The sequence below is a fragment of the Pseudoalteromonas sp. C8 genome, assembly GCF_011378685.1.
GTDB lineage: Bacteria > Pseudomonadota > Gammaproteobacteria > Enterobacterales > Alteromonadaceae > Pseudoalteromonas > Pseudoalteromonas arctica.
Genome location: NZ_WTKT01000001.1, coordinates 217,010 through 238,466, shown reverse-complemented (window position 1 = coordinate 238,466; position 21,457 = coordinate 217,010). Strand labels below are relative to the sequence as shown.

The following is a 21,457-nucleotide window of genomic DNA, read 5'->3' as shown; positions in this document are numbered from 1 at the left end:
TTTTTTACGCGCTCAAACTAGTAGTTCTAAACTATAGCGCTACTAAGCTTTGCTCTAGCATTGCCTTTATTTGTTTTACTATTTTAGCTTCTGTTTCAGGTTCGAATTGTTGTATACGTGGGGTATGAATATGCCCTGTAGGTATACTTGAATTAAGCGCATCGCGCAGGCGAATACTTCGGTACGATATTTCGTTAGACAAGTAACCACCGCCGCCGCCATTTACCGCAATACTATTTTTTAGCTCGCCGTACGAACCGGCTTTATAGGTTTTTTCAAGCGTGGTGACTTCGTGATTGTCGATAACTTTATAAGGGCCTTTGGCTTGTTGCATGTAAGTTACAGGCAAGCTAAATTTTACAAATTCGTTGCCCGGAAGTGGTCGGCCATTAAGTTTTGGTATCACTGGGCTTGTTTGCGTTCCACCATACACAATATTGGCATTATCTGGGGCGGTTACACTGCGGCGTTTACCCGGGAAGTGTTCTAAATCAAACTCTGTTCTGCCCATACTTACGGTTACTACCATGTCTACATTATTAAGTGCGTAGTAGGGGGCAAGTAGCGATTCTATTATTCCTTGATCGAAGTCTTCGTAGCGCACAGGCACCATAACGGTATTAATTTCTGCGCTCACGCCGTTGTAATTAATAACTTGGCCGTCGAGTAACAACGCCGCAACACCTGAGGGGTTACTTTGGTTTATGTTTCTATCGAGTAAAAATGGGTCAAAACCCGTTAGTAATATTTTTTTAGTGCTACCTGATGAAAAAGCAAGGTCGGTACGGCCTCTGCTGCCTTCCTCAAGTAGTGTTAGTAAAGTATTTAGTTGAGCCTGCGTAATTGAAAATTTAGGCGATGTTGTGCGTATTACTTTGCTTGAAAGCAGGCGTGCCCAGTAGAGCTCTCGGTCGTCGTAATTGTTGGTTTTTACTATGCGTTGCTTGGCGTTTTCCCACAGTTCAAAGCTAAAGCTTTGTACTAATATTTTTGCACTTTTGAAGTCGTTTAATTTTTTAAATTGTTGTTCAAAACTTGATATTTGTGGGGTAAATGCTTTTAAAACACTTGGCATAGCTGTTTGGGCTTTGTTGATGCGCTGTTCTTCAACAGTTAAAGGGTTACTTAAAACAGCGAATGAAGAGGCAATTAAGCTAGTCGCTAGTAATACTTTGATCATAATATTCCTAATATAAGGCTATTTTTTATGTGTAATTTACTATCCTACTATTGCTAACTTAGAGCAATCAATTAACGTTGAATCGACTGATATTTGCTTTTGTTGTTTGTTAAAAACCAATGGGGCAAATTTTGCTCAGTATACCAAGGGTCTAGATTTACAGTTTATTGCTCATTGAGTTAATTACTATGTCTAGACCGTTATGAATAGAATACGAAAATACCTTTTTAATTGTTTTTTACACTGTATTTTTCCATCTACTTCGGTTTCTCTTCTTCAATGATTATTGAGTACGTTAGCCAACTATCGCTGGGTACCAACTTGCAAGCACTACACCAAATAAGCCGACTAAAAATACAATGGATATCAACATCATTAAAGCAGCGGTGGCGATTGTTATCACTCTATTAAACGTTTTACCTGCATACCTGACTAACTCAGCTATAAGCAGCGGCATAATATAAGAACATACGCTAATAGTTAACACGGTTGGACCTGTAAACGTTGTTGTATCAATTCCTAGTGAGCCGAATATTAAAAACCAGGCAAAAATCATCAGCCTAAAAAATAAAACGCCGTTTGCTGCAAGATATAAACGTATCGCCCAGATTTTATGTTTAGTGATATTACGCTTTCTGGCCGCTTGTACGGCTAATATACTCGCTAAAATAACCACGCAACCACTAAGCATAGTCAACGCATGCATCAAGGTGTTACCAACGGTTCCTCTGGCTATCATAAGGTACATACCTGCTAAAGAGATGGTACAGGCTAACATTACGAACACGCGACCATTGTAGCGGTGAAACTTAGTATACTTTGCTCTTATTGTAGGTATTAGCTGTAAGCTACCACCAATTATCATTACGATGGCGAGTAACACATGCAGCGCGTACATTGAATTACCGCTGGGATCGCTGGCAACATAGGCGGAGCTATTTATACGACTCCAGCCAGATATTCCCGTAGTGACCCCCGTAAGCCCGTATCCCAAAGCGAGGTAAATAACAAAACAGATTTGTGCCATCAACAGGCACGTGAACCACATTTTTTTACTCATCTCAAGTAGCTCATTGGGCGTTTTTTGTATTGTTTGCATTAACATGTGCTTTTCCAAAAAGTCTTTTCAATAGCCCAAATATAAAGACTTTCATGGTGATTTCTTCTCAAATTCGGAATTTGAGCAACGATATATTGATAATTTTTTGTAATTAGCTAGGGTGGTATAGACACATTCACTAACAAAGTTTTTTTGCCAACATGCATGTTAATTTGTACCATGTAATTCAGACCAAGTTGTTGGTTAAAACGTCATTTTAAGAGCACGCTATTATGCAAAATTATTCCCCTTATTACCTTCTTCTTTTTGTTTGTATGGGGTTAATGTTTTTAAATGCGCTGAAAAAAGATAAGCAGCTGGTTCATTATTTATTTGTGATATTTTGTGGCTCCCTTTGTATGGTGGCAGCACAAAAGCTCAGTGCGCAAAGTATAGGCGCGTATCAATATTTAATCGGGTTGTTCACTTGCGCAACATGTAATGTTTCATGGCTGATTGCAAGAACGTTATTTCGTGAGCATTCGCCAATTTCCCGCAGGCATGTGACTTTTGCTGCAACCATTGCGGGCTTGATCATGTTTAATCAAACATGGCACTACTTAGTGAGCCTTGATCCTCAGCCTTTACCTACCAGTGATGTAATGTGGCGTTTAAAGCAAGGGGTGAATGAGGTCACTATATTGCTTTCATCAAGTATCCTTGCGCTTTCTTTTTGGGAGGCGTTTAGAGGTTATAGTAAAAAAACACAGTCACAAAAAATGCAATCAATCATCTTTGGGAGCGCTTGGGTTTTAGCTGTGTTTAATGCAAGTATTTTTCCTAAGTTTATCTTTAGTGCGGCTGAAATTGAGCTGTATAACCCCATTATCATAACTTCATCTGCACTTTTAATCGTATTTGCAATGCAGGGAGTTATGCTGCTTCAAGCAAAAGTAATAAATAACCAAGCGCTTAAGCAAAAAGATGATATTGGCACTATTAACAATGACACATTTAATCTAAATGAAAACTGCAATCAAGATGTAGAGTCTGAATTGATAGTTGGCATTACAAAGCTTATCAATGAGCAGCAGCTTTACTTAAAAGCCAGCCTCAAAATTTCAGATTTTGCACAAGCGCTAATGGTGCCTGAGTACAAAGTTAGCCGAGCAATCCGCTATCACTATAAAGCAGCTAACTTTAATTTATTTATTAACCAATACCGCGTTAAGTATGCAAAAAAGTTATTAATAAACGATCAGACCAAAGAGTGGAGTATTTTAAGCATAGCACTTGAGAGTGGCTTTTCTTCTCTTGCGACTTTTAATCGTGTGTTTAAAAGTATTGTGGGTGACATTCCTAATGAGTATCGAAAACAAAACGGTGGCTACTATAATAAAGGTATACGGGAGCTTGTTGATTAGCCAGCTATGTTTAGTTAGCTGTAAATAAAACAAAAGAGTCTAATTTTAACTTTATATCAATGCTCTAAGTTTATAGTTTATTGCTCATTGAGTTAATTAATATGTTTAGACCGCTGCGAATAGAGTATGAGAATGCGTTTTATCATGTGTGAATCGTAGAAGAGGGCGTGAAAACACTTTTTTTAGTGATGACGATTTTAAGCATTTTTTATTGCATAGAGCAAACAAGCCTTCGTTTTAGTATTGAAGTGCATTCGTACTTCTTAATGATCAATTTCTATCACCTGCAGATAAAATATCCAAGATTAATTTGACCTCTATGGATTCTACTTTCGGTTCTAATGAAAATTAAAAACCGTTGTAGCAATACAACGGTTTTCTATATAGTGCTAGCCAAGTGGGCGTTAGCCCGAAGTAACCTTTGAACACCTTCGCTTTATTCGTCAGGCCCTTTTAAGGTAAACACTAAATGTTTACGCATATCTTTTAAAATAACGCCTTTTTTAAGCATTGCGCCACTTAAGCGTTTTTGCCACTTTAATAAATCTGGCTCTGCGGCGGCTAAGGCTTGCTCGTTTTCAAACTGAAAGCACAGCAGTAGTGAACTTGGAAATAAGTGATATTCCACATCAAACCAGCATTGCAGCATGCCTGGGAGCTCAGCGCGGCCTTGCTCTTCTAATTTTTCAGCTGTATTAAGTACAAGTGCTTGCTGTTTTATTTGCACTGCAGAGAGTTTTTTCATTATTAAAATCCAAGTTAGCGGCTAAAAAATGCAGCCGGAATGTGGGCATTATACGCAAGCTTGTAGGCAGGCAACAACTTTGAAAGGGAGTTAATGTTTAATAGAGTGTATCAGCTTAAAATCTATGAGGCCCTGTTGGAAGGTGCCTTTGGCTTTTTCAACCTACGTAGGTCGGATAAGCGGCGCAGCCGTGCCATCCGATATTTCAAATTTTATTACAGAGCCTTAATTTGGACATTAATACTAACGTGTTTTAACTCTATGGTTAAATAACCTTGTTTGAGGTCTTTTTAAGTTGCTTGCGACAACTAAGGGGTAGCTGTCGCAAGCCGCTTTTAGAGCCTTACCGTATTACGTTTAATACTTATAAGAGGTATCAATAAGAACGGTTTATTTGGATCGGCGCTTGTCTAGCACATAACGTACGGCCATTCTTGCAACACCCGCACCAATACCTGAGACCACTGCCCATGTAACGGCCTCTTTAAGATCTGTTTCTTCGCTTGGTCTATCTTTTGGTGCTGGTTCGTTGGTAACCTTTTCCCACGATTTTTGTAAAGTTTTCCTTGTTAACATACCTGCAGATGCAGCGGCCAGACCTATACCTATCGTCGTAATTAGCTGTTTATTACTCATATTACCCTCGATTATTTAGTTGTAGCGTGAGTTATCAATATGTAACTCTTTAAGTAAGAACAGTAGTACCAGCAATTTACATACCGATAGACTCTGAAGACTTTAAATCAGGTTTTTTAAGCGGCTATTATTCTCTTTGTGTAATTTAGTCGTTTTAAATCACACTTAAGCATCAGCTAAATAACTAACGTAAAGCTGTGCCACTGTGCTCAGGTTTATTTTTGAGACATTTATTCTGCAAATTAACTTACCTTCTAGTCGGCTTATCTGTACATATAGTAAACACTCTTGCCCTATGCTTTAATATTAAAAACAAGGGAGGGCGTTATGAGTAAAAATCGATTTTTATTTAATAAATACGTTGCAGTAATGGCTGTGTCGGGCACTTTGGCTGCACCGGTAACTGTGCTTAGTAACGAGCAAGGGCCGCTAGTTGAGCAGCTTTGTGCTAGTTGCCATAGTTTAACTAACCTTGAGAGTAGCGCGGGTTATAGTCAGCAGGACTGGCAAACATTAATAAGTTATATGGTTGATACGGGCGAGGGTACTGCGCTTAGTAAAGATATAAGCGCTTACTTAGCTGAGCATTATCCTGTTAATACCAAGCGCGAATCTAAAGTTGTTACGGGCGACTTAAAGCTTAGCTTTAAGTACTGGCAAGTGCCTACGCTTGGGCAGCGCGCTCGCGATCCGGTACAAGGTAAAAACGGACTTATTTGGTGGGTTGGCCAGTGGGGTAATATTTTAGGCAGGTTAGACCCTAAAACCGGCGATATGAAAGAGTACACACTGCCAAGTGGTACCTATGCGCACAGTGTGTCGCTTGATAAAAATCAAACTCCTTGGTTTTTAGGTAATAAAAATGGCACGGTTGGATATTTAGATTTAAAAACCGAAAAATTTAAAGTGTATAAAATGCCCGATAAAAATGCCCGCGACCCGCATACTGGTGTATTTGACGAGGCAGGTATATTTTGGTTTACCCTCCAGCACAGTAATATGATTGGCAAGCTAGACCCTACAACTGGCGATATTAAACTCGCTACTTTACCCACTAAAGGCTCACGGCCATATGGTATTAAGCTTGATTCAAACGGCACGCCGTGGGTTTCGTGTAATGGTAGTAACTGTTTGGTTAAAGTTGATAAAAAGACCATGGAGCTTAGCGAAATTAAACTCCCTGGCGCCAAAACGCATGCAAGGCGGCTTGCCATTACGCCTGACGATATGGTTTTTTATGTTAACTCTGGTATGGGTAAACTTGGCCGCTATAACCCTAAAAACGGTAAAATAACGCAGTGGGATAATCCTAGCGGTGAAAACAGCCACCCGTATGCAATTGAATATGCCGATAACGCTATTTGGTTTAACGAGTCAGCTAAACGCCCTGAAACCTTAGTACGGTTCGACCTTAATACCGAAACCATGCAAAGCTGGCAAATTCCGAGCAAAGAGGGTGTTTACTCTGGCTTAATTAGGCATATGCGCATGGGGAATAATGGGCTGATTATTCACCAAACAGCGACTAACCAATTAGCTGAAATTACATGGTCTAAGTAATAATTTTAATTAATATATTTATATTAAAAACGGCATACCGCTTGTTAGTAAGTTTGTTTATGTAGATAGGAGTTTTTTACAAAATTTAGCAATTTTTACTCTAATAATAAGAGTGTTAGCACGGGGTTTTGTTTTATATTATTGATTTTAAATAATAATTTACTTGGTTTAAGTTTTGCTTGGTAGTAAGTGTATTTTCTTAAATAAATAAAGGAGTTATTATGAGTACCGTTATTACTGGGTTATTCGAAAGTGCATCACAAGCAACACTCGCAATTTATAGATTAGAAGCTTTAGGTATTAATGAAGCTGATATAAGTATTGTAGCCAACGACTCATACGCAAAGGAAGATTTTGCTGTAGACGAAGGTACTAAAGCTTCTGAAGGCGGCCTTATTGGCGCGGCTTCGGGTGGTATTCTTGCTGCAATTATTGGTGGTTTCACTGCCGTAGGGACTGTAGCAACAGGTGGTACAGGCTTATTAGTTGCCGGACCATTAGTCGCTGCATTTGCTGCTGGTGGCGCAGGCGCTGCAGTAGGTGGTACTTTAGGTGCCGCAATTGGTGCGTTTATCCCCGAGCACGAAATTAAGTATTATGAAGATGCCATTGAAAAAGGCTCTATATTAATTGGTATTAAGTACGATAGTGACAACAAAAACGCTATTGAAGAAATACTTAACAATGCAGGCGCAAGTAACGTATCTACAGCGTAATGCTAGCTAATTAATTAAAAAGGTGAAACTTGGTTTCACCTTTTTTTGTGCTCGCTTTTTAGCGCCGAGCAACAATACTTAATTGATTTTAAGGATTAAATCTGACGCTAACTGCGTTAAAAATTCTGATATAGAACAACTAAATAACGTAATTTTTGTCATTAAATGGACCCATTTATAAGCGGGTTGGTTTTAAACATACTTTGATTAATAAATACCCCTTATAAATATAATGCGTGAAGAGTCTCTGTAAAAGACTTATTTAGATTGGCGCTTCTTTATTTTATAACGTACGGCCATTCAACCAACACCAACCCTCGAGACTACCGCCTAAGTAATAACAGCCTCTTTAATATCGTCTTTTTCACTTGGGTTGTCTTTTTTGGTAGGGACGTTGGTAATCTTTTCTCACGAGCTTTGTAAAGTTGCCATTTTCTTTGTAAATATGCCTCGGTTTTTACTTAATCTTTGAGTAAAAGTTAGCTCATTAATTAAATGGATGTTTAGTTAAAGTTATTTTAATCAATAAATTGCGACTAAAAAATACATAAATGTATGTTTGAACATAGGACTGGTATAGACATTGAAACTACTTATTTAATAGTCGCTTAATTTAGCGATATTGTTTTATTAATTTGATACTAAATCAGGAGATGATGATGAATTGTTTGCAGTTTGATTCAAAAGCTAAAAGAAGTTTAAACCGCGTTTTAAAACCTGCTTTTGCAATATTATTTACCAGCGTGTTACTACAAAATAGTGCACTGGCTAATGTAAACGTTGAAATGCACCAAGTTACTAAGTCGGGCCAGGGGCAATTACTAGGCACTATTACACTAACAGAAAATGATCATGGCGTTGTTTTTTCACCAAACTTAAAAGGTTTAACGCCGGGGCAACACGGCTTTCATGTTCATCAATTTGCTAGTTGTGAACCCAAGAAAAAAGGCGATGAGGTAGTGCCTGGTGGTGGCGCTGGTGGGCATTTCGATCCAAAAGCTAGCGAGCATCATGATTATCCTTGGGCTAACGGTCATTTAGGTGATTTACCGGCGTTGTATGTAAATGAAAGTGGCCAAGCTAAATCGCCTGTTTTAGCGCCAAGGCTCACGCTTGAACAACTTAAACAACACGCAGTGATGATTCACGAAGGAAGTGACAACTATGCAGATGAGCCAAAGCCATTAGGTGGCGGTGGTAGCCGTGTTGCTTGTGGCGTAATTGAGTAAATATAAGGAGAAAGCTATGCCATATAAAAACCGTGACGAACTACCTGAGTCGGTAAAAAGTAACTTACCTAAACATGCCCAAGAGATATATCAAGAGGCGTTTAATAGTGCGTGGGATACCTACAAGGACCCAAGCGATAGAAAAAACGACGACGACCGCGAAACCACTGCGCACAAAGTGGCTTGGTCTGCGGTTAAAAATAGCTACAGTAAAAATGATAATGGAAATTGGGTTAAGTCGAGTAACTAGTTTTGATCAAACTAACAAAGCTAAAGCATTAAAAAGCCGCTACAGCTTATTGTAGTGGCTTTTTTATAGAGCCAGTGATTAATCACTTTTCTATTTACCCGTTTAAACAATACTTTACGGCGTGTTTGAGTAAAATTGGTAAGCAAAACCATAAGTACTGCTTTAAACACGAATGTGAGTTTAGTTTAAATTTACGTTATTATTTGTTTGTATTAGCCAAGCCAGAGAACACTTTGAATTATTTAGCTCATCTTTATTTAGCGCAGCCCACAGCCGATTCTCACTTTGGAAACTTGTTGGGTGACTTTGGTGGAAAAAGGCATATAGTTCACTTACCAAATACGGTTAAGAACGGGCTCGATAACCACTATTTAGTCGATAAATTTACAGACTCCCACCGCGCAGTTAAACATGCCAAGCAGTACTTTTCACCTGAGCGAAAACGTTTTGCTGGCGTGGCTATTGATGTGGTGTTTGATCATTTTTTAATTTTGCATTGGCAGCGATTTAGCAAGCAACCTTTAAGTGATTTTAAGTACACCAGCTATCAGCTTTTGAATAATCGCATACCTGTTATGCCGCCGCGCATGCAGCATGTTGTAACAAGTATGACTAAAAACGATTGGTTTAAAGAGTACGAAACCGTTGAGGGAATAGGAGTAGCACTTGATAATATTGCTAACCGCATTCGTTTTACTAATAACTTTGCGGGGGCAGCTGAGGATATAGCGCGTAACTACGATGAATTAGAAGCCGTGTTTTTAGCGTTCTTTCCGGAGCTAATTAAGCATGTAAGTGAGTTTGACCTTGAAAGCACCCCAAAAATGGCATAAAGCGCATTATTTAAAGTTTTTATCAATTGTTAACCTTTTGTGATAATTTAAGGTGAAAAAAACGCTACTCTAATACAAATTAATTTTTGAGTGTTTTTAATGAATCGCAATTACTTGGTTATTGTGAGCTTTGCTGTTTTAGCGGCATTTCAATCTGGTGCTGTATTGGCTTTCGACTTTGACTTGAAGTCGGTACGAACAACTATTTCAAACCCTAACACTAGTCACGCGTTAATATACGACGACTTGGCTGGGAGTAATCAAAAAACACTGTTTTCGTTAGAGCCCATAAACAATCAACGTGTGGGTGTGTTTTTTGATATTAACGACATTGAAATTGGTTATTCAGCCGATATTTTCGAAGATGATGTTGAAACAAAAACACAAGATATACTGCTTTCTTATAGAAAATTTAAAAATTCTAAAATCACATTTAACTATCAAACGCTTGAAGGGCTGCAAAGCACGGCTAGCAATTTAAGCGGCAATCAAACGGATCAAATTTTCTCGCAAAATACACGTTCAACCAAGTTTGAGCTATCTGGCCAACACAACTTCTATACCTTCAATAATAAAGAGTCTTTGTTTGAGCATTTTTTTCTTAATAGGCCAAAGCTAAGTAACAAATTTGATTTGTCGTTAAGTATTGTTGGCGCGTGGTCTTTCAAGCATGTATCCCTTGAGAATAAAGATAATATTGTATTTCAGGCTGATTTTTTAAATTCGTCTGCACCAAAGGTCACTAAGTTAATTTCTAATTCGTATGGAGCGAGTATTGGCTCGCTTTTATCATTTTCGTTACCGCATAATGTTCACGTATTTGCTGAATACAAAGTAGGTAAGGGAAATATTCGAAATACAGACCCTGGGCTGGGGTTAAAAGATTCTGGCGGTGAAAAAGTTGAAGCATACGGCGGTGGAATGTCTTGGACTTCTGACAATAAAAAACTTATGGTTGTACTTCGTGCATGGGAGCAAACAGGCCGGCATATAGATACTTCTTTTGGTGATTTGTCAGTAATTAAGTTTTTTTAGTATTGAGCACCGAAATAGTGAATTTACCAGGAATACTATGAGTAATAATAACGCAGTACCTCAGGCTTATGTGAAGCAAGAGGAAGGTTATAGAATAAAAGCCTTAAGATTATATCCTTGGGTATGCGGGCGTTGTGCTCGTGAGTTTGAGTACTCTAATTTGCGTGAGTTAACGGTGCATCATGTTGATCATAATCACAGTAATAATCCTGAAGACGGAAGTAACTGGGAGTTATTGTGTATTTATTGCCACGACAATGAGCACAATAAATACCACGAGCATATTATGTATGGCGGGTCGACTACAGATCGCAAAGTTGAGGTTGCGACGCATTCTCCATTTGCCGATTTAAAAGCGCTGTTAAATAAATCAAAGTAATAGTTTAGCCACGTTAATGGTCAAATAAACAGGTTAAAATTTTATAACAGCGATTATTGGTTTAATAGTTATTGCAAAATATAAGCTTTAGCGACTATTTTCCATTCATTATCTAGTTTAGCTAATGTTAGTGCATCGTAAAAGCGGTTAGTAGAGCGAAATAAAACAACAGCTAAACGGTCGTCAACAATGTTCATACTGATAACTTCACCATCGAGGTTTCCACCTGCTGGATTTTTGTTTGATGCCCATTGGTTAAGTACACTGGTCATGTCTTTATACGACTTAATAACTTCTTTACCGTCGTCGTTTTTTACGACGCCAACCATTGTTGCGTGATCTGCTGCAAATGCGCGAAATAAACGCACTTTACTCGCCTCACCCTGACCCTGAAAGTAGTCGTTTACTGCGGCTTTTATCGCTACTTTATCAGAGGCTTGATCAGCCAATGTACTAAACGATAAAAAGGTAACACTTATAATAACTAACAACGATTTCAACATAAAACTCTCTACTGCTAATAATGAACAACGCACTAAATTTAAGGCTGCTGGTGTAAGCTAAAGCAGCCTCACAATATTATATTTAAATGAAACTTTGTTTATTAAAGCTCTTTTGCTGTTTTGTCTTTTATGTCAAACCAGTTTGAGTCGGCTGAATTAATAAAGCCAGGTACGTCTTTTAGCCATTGTTTTTGAACTGATTTATCAAGATTTAAATAAAGTTTGTTATCAACAATTTTGAACGCTTCTGGATCTACGTCAAATTTTTTCTCCATTGATACACCAAACGCACAAAAGCCACCAAATTGTGGTGCGTACTTTTCTGGATTCGCTCTAAATAAGTCGCGGTGCTTAGCTGAGGTGAATTTATAAATGGCATTTTTATGTGTTGCAGTATATTCAGAGCTGCCTGTTACTGCTTTGTTTTGGGTAAAGTAAGCAACGGTATCGTAACCACTAATTGCAATGTCGTTAACGTCGGCATTTGCGTCTATGTCTGCTGCAAAGCTTAGTGAACTTGCAAGGACTGATGCTGCAAAAAAAGCTGATTTAGTCAGTGTCGAAAATTTCATGTGTATCTCCAAAGGGTAATTTAATTAGTGTGTTTGTTTAAAACTCAACTGTACTTTATCGTTGTTTTTTGGTTAATATGCGTCTATTAGTCTGTATTTTCATACCAATAATCCAAAGAGGCGTTTATGGACGTACTTTCGAGTGTACTGAGTCACTTTTCGCTTAATGCCAATGTGTTTTTTAGTGGGAACATGTGCGGTACGAGTGACTTTAGTGACGATCAAGGTGTTGGGCATTTACATTTATTACGCTCAGGTACGTTAAAAGTGCGCAGTAATAGTGGTTTTGAAGTGGTTTTGTCTACGCCTTCGGTTATTTTTTTTCCTCACTCTACAGGGCACTGTTTATTTTCGGATAAGGGTGACGGTGCTGATTTAGTGTGCGCACAAATTAGCTATCAAAGCGGTGGGCATAGCCCTTTATTACAGGCTCTCCCTTTTTGTTTAAATTATGAATTAACAGGTGATGGATTGTTAGAGCAAAGCGCTTTTTGGATTTTTGAAGAAGCATTTAAAGACGCCAGCGGTAAGCATTTAATTATAGATCGCTTATGCGATGTGTTTTTAATTAGTGTTTTGCGAAAAGTACTAGAAGAGGGCGCAATTAAAAGCGGGATGATGGCTGGGCTTACTCACCCTCAGTTGGCTAAAGTATTAATAAAAATACACCAAACTCCAGAGCAAAGTTGGTCGCTTAGCGCTATGGCTGAGGAGTGTGGTATGTCGCGTTCTAAATTTGCCGATACGTTTAAGCGAGTAATTGAGCAAACACCAGCTGACTATTTAGCTGATTGGCGTTTATCGGTTGCTAAAAAGCTTATTTTAAAAAATCAAAATATGGATTTAGTGGCTAATCAGGTTGGGTACGAAAATGGCTCTGCACTTGCCCGTGTATTTAGAAAAAAAACAGGGCAAGCGCCAAAAGAGTGGTTATTAAGCCAGCAATAATTTTATTTTTTGTGTGCTAACTACTATTCGTTTTTAATTAGGTAATTTGAATCAAGCGACCAAAAGTTATTTTCGAGTTTTTGCAGCGGTCGTTTTTTAGAGCCTGGCGATGCTTTATGTAATATCAAATTAATGAGATCAGAACTTACCGCCGGATCACTATGAAAGTAATCATGACCTATTAAGCTGCCAGATTTAGGCACTTTAATTAGGCTTACGTTACCTACTGAGGTAAATATGTCTTGCTCGTTTATGTTTACATCTTTTGTGTTTAACCTACCAAAACTTAAGCTGTTTGTTAGCCATTGTGAAATACCCAATGCGCTATCTTCTTGAGAGGTGTAAATAGTGATTTTTCCAAATGCGGGCCCAAATTGCTCAGCCATTAGCCTTTGCTTAATAATACCAAAATCAAGATCGGGAGCAGCTAAAATTAAGTTTTCAATACGCAGGTCTTCTCGGGGATTTCCGCCACTGGCTCTGTTTTCAATTATAAGTTCTCTAAGTGTTGTGGTTACTACATCTGTGCCACGGCTATGCGCAATAATATGAATATTTTCTATTTCAGGATTTTTAAAAAGTAGTCGTAAGGTTTCTTTTAAATGAAAAATAGTAAATTGACCAGACTCTTTATCTTCAAAATAGCCGGTTAATCCTGTGGCGGCAGCAGGCCAAGAGTAAACAATAGGTACGCCTTGTCGGTTTAAAAAATGCCAAATACCAGCAAGAGTAAATACCGATTCGTTAAAGGTATTATTAAAGCCATGCACAAACAAAATAACATCTTTATTATTACTGTTTTTTAAACGCTGATTAATATTTTTGTTTAATTGGGTTTCGTGAAAAATTTTGCGTTCTAAAATATCTTCGTCAATTTGGAGTTTGTTTTTTACGCGTCTAAATTTATAAGGCGATAAAGGGAAGCGACCTAATTCATCCGCTTTTTCCATTACGTAAGTCAAATTTCCGGAGCGATTTTTAAGGCTACTTTGCTTTAATAGCTCACTCCACTGCAAAGATTTATCGCCAAAATTTATTTTTGCTACACCGTACGCAATTGATGGCGAGCGACTTGCGTTATACATAACCCCCTCTTTTTCAGAAACTGCTCGGTCTGTAACATAGAGTAATTCCATACTTGTAGTATGTAGGTTTTTAGGTACTTGGGCTTCTGAATAAGGCGTACTTACATATAAATTGGGTGTAGGCATTAAAGCTGGGTTTGAAGTACAAGCAGATAGCAAAATAATGAGCAAAGGGGCGAAAATATAGGATTTACCGTGAGGGTGAAAAAGCATGCTTATTCCTTATTTTCGGTTTGTAAATTATTTTAAAGAGGTTAAGTATAAAATTAGCATATAAAAAGTAACATATTTATTACCTTTTACACATCACATACTAATTTTATAATTTATTGTTGCGTTAACGAGGATTCAAAATAAAAATACCCGAGCTTATAAGTAGAGAAAGCTGCGGGCATTGTTTTTTGGGAGGCTTATAAAGCTAAATCTTAATCGCCTCAGTAGGCGTTGTTGATAATCCACTAAAATACTTCATTACTAATTGGCCTTGGCTGTTTTTTTCTATTACTAAGTAATTGTTTGAATTAGGGTAGTAAAAGCTATTTTTAGACATGGTAATAAGTTTTGTTTTATCGCCACCAGTGCGCTTTGAATACAAAACGTCATTTTCAAAAATTAGGCTGCGTAAGGTGTTTTCATCAATACGGTAATCACCCAATACGGGCGCTAATTGCTGCTCTGTTACCTCTGCTTTTTTAAACTCGGGTAGTGCAATACCTAGTGCTCTGGCTGTGAATTTTTCGTTGATAAAAATAGGGTTTATGTGGTTTGAATTAGCCAGTACTGCAACATATAGCTTTTGCTCTGGAATATAGCGTGCATGTGCTAAAAAGCCATTTATTCCGCCAGTGTGTTTAATTACGGTGTATTCATTCAAGGGCTTAATAATTAATCCGTAACCATAGGATGAAAAGCTGCCGTCGTTGAGTTTAAAAGGGCTTACCATCTTCTCATAACCTGCTTTACTAATAAGCTTGCCAGACGATAACGCACTAAACCAAATGTTTAAGTCGGTTGGAGTAGATATAAGCGCACCTGCGGCATATGGCCAATCCATATTAATGTAGCTGGTGTTGATAAATCCTTGCTCTGTTTGCTCATAGCCAGATGCGCGATGGGTAACAAGTTCTTGCCCTTCATAACTACTCTGGTTCATTTTTAGCTTTTTAAATATGTGTTGTTCAATAAAGTCTTTGTAAGACTGGCCACTTGCTACTTCAATTATTTTACCAAGCAGTGAATAACCGGTATTTGAATAAGCCATCGCTTCGCCGGGTTTAAACACCATTGGGTGTTTGGCAAATCGCGCTAGTGCATCGTCAACGCTGGTGGGGACTTGTATTTCTTTATCAAAGAGATCGTCGTCATCTGTGTAGTTGGCGATGCCTGAGGTGTGGGTTAATAAGTTTTCGATTGTGACGAGGTTGCCCTCTGTTGGAAAGCTTGCAACATACTTATGAATATCATCGGTAACCGCTAGCTTACCTTGCTCTTGCAACATCATAATTGCAGCTGCAGTAAATTGTTTTGAAATAGAACCTAAACGCAAAACGCTTTGCTCATTAAGTGGAATGTTATGCTCAAGGTTGGCAAGCCCGCGCGTTCCTTTAAAAAGTACTTTGCCATTTTTACTTATAATTACCGATACCCCAGGCTCGTTTTCAGTAAGGTTATCGTTAAGAATTTCCTGATATTGCGAGGCTGTCGGATTTGCTTTTACAAGGCAGGGTGTTAATAGCGAGAGGGCTAACAAACAGCTAGCGTAAAATGGCTTAATCATATTCATCCTTTTTAGTTTTTATACCAAACCTGTAGATAGGCTTAGCGATCCCTGTGCTTCATTTAAGCGGTTATTTACTTTAATTTATAAGTATTATTTTTAGTTTATAGCCAGTTAATATTGCACAGCTAAAAAGTAAACTCAACGCTTCGCTTTAGTTACCCATATACATTCAAATTTTTTGTTAAATCAATAAACGCGCATAACCTTGGTGGCATATGCCGCTTAGTTAAATAGTTTAAGTAATTAGGCACTCCTCCCATTTTATATATATTAAGTAGCTACGATGATTTCAGCCGCTTGGATAAAAACAAGGTTGTTACATCAGCTACTTTAATAAGTGACAGTTTATCTGCATGGCTCCATGAAATTTTTGAGCCAACACTTTCACAACAAATAACACCTAGTGGCTTGTTATCAATAAAGTAGATGTAGTCAAGCAAGGAGTAAATGTTTGATGGTTCAAAATAAACTTTGGTGAAGTTTTTAGTGATTCCGTGGTTTCTCGCATCTGATGCGTCTAATACTTTATGATCTAAAATATAGTCAAAGTATGCAGGAAAGTCTTCAGCTTTTAAAACTGCATTACTTACTATTTCATTTTTTTCATCAAGGCAAATTAAGCTATTAATGGCAGTATAGTCGTGATTAAATAACCAGAGACTGACTCTGTCGGCATTTGGAATTAACTTTTTTAGCTCATTGCATATCTGTTTTAGCTTACGTTCACTCGTAATGTTTGGGTTACTAACTTTAACTGCTAAATTTTTGAGATTTGAGTTTTTTGGATTATAGACATTGAGCAAGCTATTTAAATGCTCTTTATTAAATGGCTTCGTTAAATAGCCATCCATACCAATATCTAAATAGTGTTCAATATCTTGTTTCATGGTGTTGGCTGTCATGGCAATAATTGGCGTTGTTTTACCTGTTTGTTGCGCTCTAATTATTTTAGTGGCTTGCACTCCATCCATCACTGGCATTTGAATGTCCATAAAAATCAAATCAACATGGTTGGCAAAAAAGTAATCAACGCAATCTTTGCCATTTTCGGTAAATATTACTTTCGCATTATGGGCTTGTAGCATTTTACTTACGACAACTTGATTTACTTTATTGTCTTCGGCAACCAAAATAGTACACCCTTGTAAATCGGTTATTTCTTTATTTGGTTTTAATAATCCATCGAGTTCTGATGTTTCAAAGCTTTGTTGGTAAGTAAATACAGAACCTTTATCTTCTTTACTCGTGAAGTTGATTTTGCCATTCATTAAACTACTTAGCTTGGTGCAAATGGAGAGGCCAAGGCCCGTGCCCCCGTACTTTCTAGATGTAGATGAATCAGCCTGATGAAACTCTTTAAATAAATTTTGCTGTGCAGCTTTACTAATACCAATACCTGTATCGATTATTTCAAATACAATATTTTGCGTGTTTAAGGAGTTCTCTTTTACAGTGACTTTAAACTCTACCTGGCCTTGTTGTGTAAATTTAATCGCATTTGAGCATAAGTTATTTAAAATTTGTGAAATTCTGACAGGATCGCCTTTTAAGGTTGTAGCGATATTTTTATCTATAGATGGAATAAATTTTATTCCTTTATCTGTGGCTTGTTTCATTAGTGGATTAATTACATTGTTAATGACTTCGCTCAGGTTAAAGTTAATATTCTCAATATTTAATTTACCCGCTTCAATTTTTGAAAAGTCTAAAATGTCATTTACAATATTTGATAGTATATTCGCGGAGCTTAAAATACTTTTTAAGGCGTTATCTTTTTCTATATTTGAAGTCTCTGCCAGTCCAAACTCAGCTAAATTTAAAATGCCGTGCAGCGGAGTTCTTAGCTCGTGTGACATATTTGCTAAAAATCGACCTTTTAGAGTGTTAGCTGTATCAGCTTCTTTTTTTAGTTCTTCAAGATTTTTATTATGTATTTGTTGTTGTTTTAATGCAGTGGCCAGCTTTCTGTTGTTTAACCTGAGCTCAAGTTGTGCGATAACTTCTTTGCCAAGTATTTTCAGTGCGTTAATTTGTGTTTGAGTTAGCTTTTTTGGCTGGTCGCTGATAACACATAATGTACCAATTGTGCTGCCACTAGGTGTAACTAGCGGTGTGCCCGCATAAAACCGAATGTTTGGATCGCTGGTTACTAGAGGGTTATCATAAAAACGTTCATCAAGTAGAGCGTTTTGTATTTCAAATACTTGGTCTTGCAGTATTGTATGAGAGCAAAATGCGATATCTCTTTCGGTGGAGTCTACATCGATACCATACTTTGATTTAAACCACTGCCTTTGTGGATCAACTAAGCTTATAAGTGATATGGGGGCTTCACAAATATCAGAAGCAAGTTGAGTTAAATCATCAAATACTTTTTCGGCTTCAGTATCTAATATTTCATACTCATACAGGGCTTTTAATCTAGATTCTTCGTCTACTGGTATTTGTGCTTTTATCATAGTATTGCTCAATATTTATATAGATTCACTATAAGAGTAATTTAGTGATAATGACAACTTTAACATTTAAATCAGGCTAATAAATAGATTCTGTATTTTGTTACTCTCTTATTATTTTTTTGAAGTGTTTTTTATAAAACCAGCGAAAGTAAAAAGGATCTTTCCATACTGAACACTCTCAGTAATTAACATCGGAATTAATAGGGATTAAACCAGTCTATAGTTTTACATCATCTGTAAATTTTGAAACTCAGCAGCTCTGCTGGTGGGCAAATTCTGCAACCTTGTGAATCATAAATTTCTAAAAGCATGTGATGGCTCGAAAAGGCTGATATTTTTCTTGGCATAAGTGATATTCACTAATGAAATATCACGAAATACTCACAATTGAATCACGTTTTAACTGTATATTTTACCTGGTTAAAACTTAATTTGAACACCCGCTCAAGTTGTGCTTTAATCGTTGCTCAATTATTGAGGAACTTTACATGATTAAATTTTATTTTCACCATACTCCTAACCCAATGAAGGTTGCACTCTTTTTAGAAGAAACAGGCTTACCGTTTGAACTTGTTCCTCTTGATACTTTAAAAGGTGAGCAACATACACCTGAATTTAAAGCAATTAATCCAAACGCTAAGGCGCCAGCAATTGTTGATGGTGAAACTCGTGTGTTCGATTCGAATGCTATTTTAATGTACCTTTCTGAAAAATATGGAAAGCTAGAAGGCAAGGGCGATGACCGCGCTGAAATGCTGTCATGGTTAATGTTTATCGCATCTGGTTTAGGTCCGTATTCAGGGCAAAGTGTACACTTTAGACACATGGCGCCAGAAGGGCTTGATTACGCGGTTAATCGTTATTTACGTGAAGCGCAGCGCCATTACGAAGTACTTGATACTCACCTTGAAGGTCGTGACTTTATTGTGGGTGATACGTATACCATTGCTGATGTATCTGCATGGGGCTGGATTGATAAAGCACCGGTTGTATTAGGTGAAGAGGGCTTAGCACCGTATCCAAATCTTAAGCGTTGGTTTGAAAGCATTGATAGCCGCCCAGCGGTTGCACGTGCACGCGTAATTGGTACTGATGTAGCCTTTAAAAAAGAGTTTGATGAAGACGCTAAAAAAGCGTTTTTCCCTTCAAATTACCCTAAAGTATAAAAAGTACTTAATACTAAACAGCAGATCAGCTAGCTGATCTGCTGTTTAGTATTTCATGGCTGTGTTAGCACCTCTTTATTTTCATCTGCCACGAATAAATTAACTTCCTCTGTGTGCTGGCTTACGCTATTTCTTTTTAGGGCGATATATAGGTCTGAGTGAATATATATACCTTCTTTTCCCGACTTCATTCCTGCAATTTCAAACCACGAAAGTAGTTGGCGTTTTCTACCTGCAAGTTCAAGCCTTATATCGCGCTTTTTAAATATAACATCTAGATCGGCAAGCATTGCCATTACGCTTAAATCTAAGTGAGTAAAGCAGGGCACAGCGTCAATTATTACACAGTGGGTGTCGTCTTTTTGCCTTGCGTATTGCTCAAGTAATCTGCGTTTAAAGTAGCTGGCATTAAAGTAAGTTAAAGGTGAATTAAAGCGATAGATAAACACGCCTTGCACTGCTTTTGCTTTATCTGTGGCGTCTAAACTTCTTACTACACCGTTAACATCTACGCCGAGTATATTGTCGGTTGGGCGCATTACAGTGCGAATAAACTGAAATAACCCCAGTAATACAGCAAGTGTGATCCCTGGTATAACGCCAATAAATAACACCGCAAGTAAGGTGGCTGAGGCGAGATAAAATGCCTGTTTGTCTTTTCGTTTTAGTTGCCAAACAGCTTTTAAATCGAGTAAATGAACAGAGGCAATAATAAGTACAACACCTAGCGCTGCGCTTGGAATAAATTCAAGTGGCGCTGTTAAAAATACGGCTATGACCGCAATAATGGCCGCTGCTATTATTGATACTAACTGCGTTTTACCACCCGTTGCATCGTTAACAGCGGTGCGTGAGTCGGCGCCACTGACTGCAAAACCTTGCGAAAGAGCTGACGCTATATTGGCAATACCTAGCGCTCTAAATTCTTTATCGGCGTCTATGTCGTAGCCATTTTTAGCGGCAAAGCTGCGCGCAGTTAGCATCATACTAACAAAACTCACGATGGCTAAGTTAAGTGCGGGTACCACTAGCTCACGAATAATCCCTAAATCAAAAACAGGGGTATTAAAAACGGGAAGCCCGCCAGTTACGGTACCAATGGTTTTTATATCAAGTTGTTTTAAATCAAAAATCCATACCAAAAGCGCACCAAATGCAATGGCAAACATAGATGCAGGCCACGTGGGTCTTATGCGCTTCATGACAAAGTAAACCGCCAGTGTAAACAAAGCCATTAGTAAGGTGGGAACATGTGTTTGCGCTAGGTATGTGGGTACACCTCCTAGGCGTTCAAGTAGGTAGCGTTCGTCAAAGGTAAAACCGAATACTTTAGAAAATTGACCCACAATAATAGTGATAGCCACGCCGTTTAGTAAGCCCATTAAAATAGGTTTAGATAAAAAGTCGGCTAATACACCTAACTTAAATTTACTGGCTATAAAGCACCAAAAGCCGGTCATAGCGGTCATTGTGACAACAAGTTGCCAATGCTTAAAGCTGTCACCTGCAGCAAGAGGTGTTACTACTGCTGCAATAACGGCGCAGGTGGCGGCATCAGGGCCGACTATTAATTGCTTAGAAGTGCCAAAAAGCGCATATAGCATCATTGGCAGTATGCAAGAATATAAACCGACGGCGGCGTTAACACCGGTTAGTTGTGCGTAAGCAATGGCAACAGGTAAAGCTACCGCAGCTACCGATAGCGCCGCTCTTACATCATCAGCAAACCATTGTCGCTCGTAGTGCAGCAATGTATCTAAACCCGGCATAAAATTATATAAACGCGACAGCACTTCAACTTTTCCTGTTAATAGTAGTAACGCTTTGATAGTAAATTTAATGTTCAAATAAGTATAGCTAGGTGGGTGTGTTTTTTACGTAATATAAAGCTACTTTTTTATAGACGTAAAAAAGCCTG

The 21,457-nt window shown here is 38.0% G+C and carries 20 protein-coding genes; 10 read left to right on the top strand and 10 right to left on the bottom strand.

Annotated elements, in window-relative coordinates; translation table 11 throughout:
• Positions 1-31: 31 nt before the first annotated feature.
• Together GQR39_RS01065 and GQR39_RS01060 are read right to left on the bottom strand one after the other, a co-directional pair.
• Positions 32-1,180 (bottom strand): hypothetical protein, encoded by a 1,149-nt coding sequence (locus tag GQR39_RS01065; RefSeq protein WP_165734609.1) that lies wholly within the window; start codon positions 1,178-1,180, stop codon positions 32-34.
• Between the two features lie 295 nt (positions 1,181-1,475).
• Complete coding sequence (locus tag GQR39_RS01060) at positions 1,476-2,285, bottom strand: DUF2306 domain-containing protein (RefSeq protein WP_165734608.1); 810 nt, start codon at positions 2,283-2,285, stop codon at positions 1,476-1,478.
• Positions 2,286-2,638: 353 nt separating this feature from the next.
• On the opposite strand from GQR39_RS01060, the gene GQR39_RS01055 reads away from it, so the two are divergent.
• Positions 2,639-3,643 (top strand): AraC family transcriptional regulator, encoded by a 1,005-nt coding sequence (locus GQR39_RS01055; protein ID WP_240918161.1) that lies wholly within the window; start codon positions 2,639-2,641, stop codon positions 3,641-3,643.
• A gap of 436 nt (positions 3,644-4,079) precedes the next feature.
• Here the strand turns inward: GQR39_RS01055 and GQR39_RS01045 are convergent, their stop codons facing one another.
• Both GQR39_RS01045 and GQR39_RS01040 read right to left on the bottom strand, forming a co-directional pair.
• On the bottom strand, positions 4,080-4,388 hold the full coding sequence (locus GQR39_RS01045) for a hypothetical protein (protein WP_165734607.1): 309 nt from the start codon (positions 4,386-4,388) through the stop codon (positions 4,080-4,082).
• Positions 4,389-4,778: 390 nt separating this feature from the next.
• A complete protein-coding gene (locus GQR39_RS01040) occupies positions 4,779-5,024 on the bottom strand; it encodes a DUF4235 domain-containing protein (protein WP_002958040.1) in 246 nt (81 codons plus the stop codon).
• A gap of 327 nt (positions 5,025-5,351) precedes the next feature.
• Here GQR39_RS01040 and GQR39_RS01035 point away from each other — a divergent pair, with 327 nt between their 5' ends.
• From GQR39_RS01035 to GQR39_RS01000, 7 genes are all read left to right on the top strand, one after another.
• On the top strand, positions 5,352-6,584 hold the full coding sequence (locus tag GQR39_RS01035; RefSeq protein WP_165734606.1) for a cytochrome C: 1,233 nt from the start codon (positions 5,352-5,354) through the stop codon (positions 6,582-6,584).
• 221 nt (positions 6,585-6,805) lie between these two features.
• A complete protein-coding gene (locus tag GQR39_RS01030) occupies positions 6,806-7,300 on the top strand; it encodes a hypothetical protein (protein ID WP_024590238.1) in 495 nt (164 codons plus the stop codon).
• Positions 7,301-7,959: 659 nt separating this feature from the next.
• Positions 7,960-8,529 carry a superoxide dismutase family protein gene (gene sodC / locus GQR39_RS01020; RefSeq protein WP_206007717.1) on the top strand — a complete coding sequence of 190 codons (570 nt, stop codon included), beginning with the start codon at positions 7,960-7,962 and terminating at the stop codon, positions 8,527-8,529.
• Between the two features lie 16 nt (positions 8,530-8,545).
• On the top strand, positions 8,546-8,779 hold the full coding sequence (locus tag GQR39_RS01015; RefSeq protein ID WP_039485228.1) for a ChaB family protein: 234 nt from the start codon (positions 8,546-8,548) through the stop codon (positions 8,777-8,779).
• Between the two features lie 233 nt (positions 8,780-9,012).
• Entirely contained in the window at positions 9,013-9,612 is a 600-nt protein-coding gene (locus tag GQR39_RS01010; RefSeq protein ID WP_165721257.1) for an acyl carrier protein phosphodiesterase, read from the top strand.
• A 99-nt stretch (positions 9,613-9,711) separates the two neighbouring features.
• Positions 9,712-10,647, top strand: coding sequence for a hypothetical protein (locus tag GQR39_RS01005; RefSeq protein ID WP_165721113.1), 936 nt, complete (start codon positions 9,712-9,714; stop codon positions 10,645-10,647).
• A gap of 37 nt (positions 10,648-10,684) precedes the next feature.
• Positions 10,685-11,026, top strand: a complete 342-nt coding sequence (locus GQR39_RS01000; protein ID WP_165734605.1) for a YajD family HNH nuclease — start codon at positions 10,685-10,687, stop codon at positions 11,024-11,026.
• Positions 11,027-11,094: 68 nt separating this feature from the next.
• Here the strand turns inward: GQR39_RS01000 and GQR39_RS00995 are convergent, their stop codons facing one another.
• Positions 11,095-11,529 carry a nuclear transport factor 2 family protein gene (locus tag GQR39_RS00995; protein ID WP_165734604.1) on the bottom strand — a complete coding sequence of 145 codons (435 nt, stop codon included), beginning with the start codon at positions 11,527-11,529 and terminating at the stop codon, positions 11,095-11,097.
• Between the two features lie 101 nt (positions 11,530-11,630).
• Entirely contained in the window at positions 11,631-12,101 is a 471-nt protein-coding gene (locus GQR39_RS00990; RefSeq protein WP_165734603.1) for a YHS domain-containing (seleno)protein, read from the bottom strand.
• Positions 12,102-12,227: 126 nt separating this feature from the next.
• On the opposite strand from GQR39_RS00990, the gene GQR39_RS00985 reads away from it, so the two are divergent.
• Complete coding sequence (locus tag GQR39_RS00985; protein ID WP_165734602.1) at positions 12,228-13,049, top strand: AraC family transcriptional regulator; 822 nt, start codon at positions 12,228-12,230, stop codon at positions 13,047-13,049.
• Positions 13,050-13,072: 23 nt separating this feature from the next.
• Here GQR39_RS00985 and GQR39_RS00980 read toward each other — a convergent pair whose 3' ends face one another.
• From GQR39_RS00980 to GQR39_RS00970, 3 genes are all read right to left on the bottom strand, one after another.
• Entirely contained in the window at positions 13,073-14,347 is a 1,275-nt protein-coding gene (locus tag GQR39_RS00980; RefSeq protein WP_165734601.1) for an alpha/beta hydrolase, read from the bottom strand.
• A 205-nt stretch (positions 14,348-14,552) separates the two neighbouring features.
• The gene (locus GQR39_RS00975; protein WP_024590246.1) at positions 14,553-15,911 is read right to left on the bottom strand and encodes a serine hydrolase domain-containing protein; all 1,359 of its coding nucleotides are present in this window, start codon (positions 15,909-15,911) and stop codon (positions 14,553-14,555) included.
• A gap of 281 nt (positions 15,912-16,192) precedes the next feature.
• Positions 16,193-18,373: a response regulator gene (locus tag GQR39_RS00970; RefSeq protein ID WP_165734600.1), complete on the bottom strand. Its 2,181-nt coding sequence runs from the start codon at positions 18,371-18,373 to the stop codon at positions 16,193-16,195.
• Positions 18,374-18,861: 488 nt separating this feature from the next.
• On the opposite strand from GQR39_RS00970, the gene GQR39_RS00965 reads away from it, so the two are divergent.
• Positions 18,862-19,539 carry a glutathione S-transferase family protein gene (locus GQR39_RS00965; RefSeq protein ID WP_007581448.1) on the top strand — a complete coding sequence of 226 codons (678 nt, stop codon included), beginning with the start codon at positions 18,862-18,864 and terminating at the stop codon, positions 19,537-19,539.
• Between the two features lie 53 nt (positions 19,540-19,592).
• On the opposite strand, the gene GQR39_RS00960 is transcribed toward GQR39_RS00965, so the two are convergent.
• Positions 19,593-21,332, bottom strand: a complete 1,740-nt coding sequence (locus GQR39_RS00960) for a SulP family inorganic anion transporter (RefSeq protein ID WP_165734680.1) — start codon at positions 21,330-21,332, stop codon at positions 19,593-19,595.
• Positions 21,333-21,457: the final 125 nt, after the last annotated feature.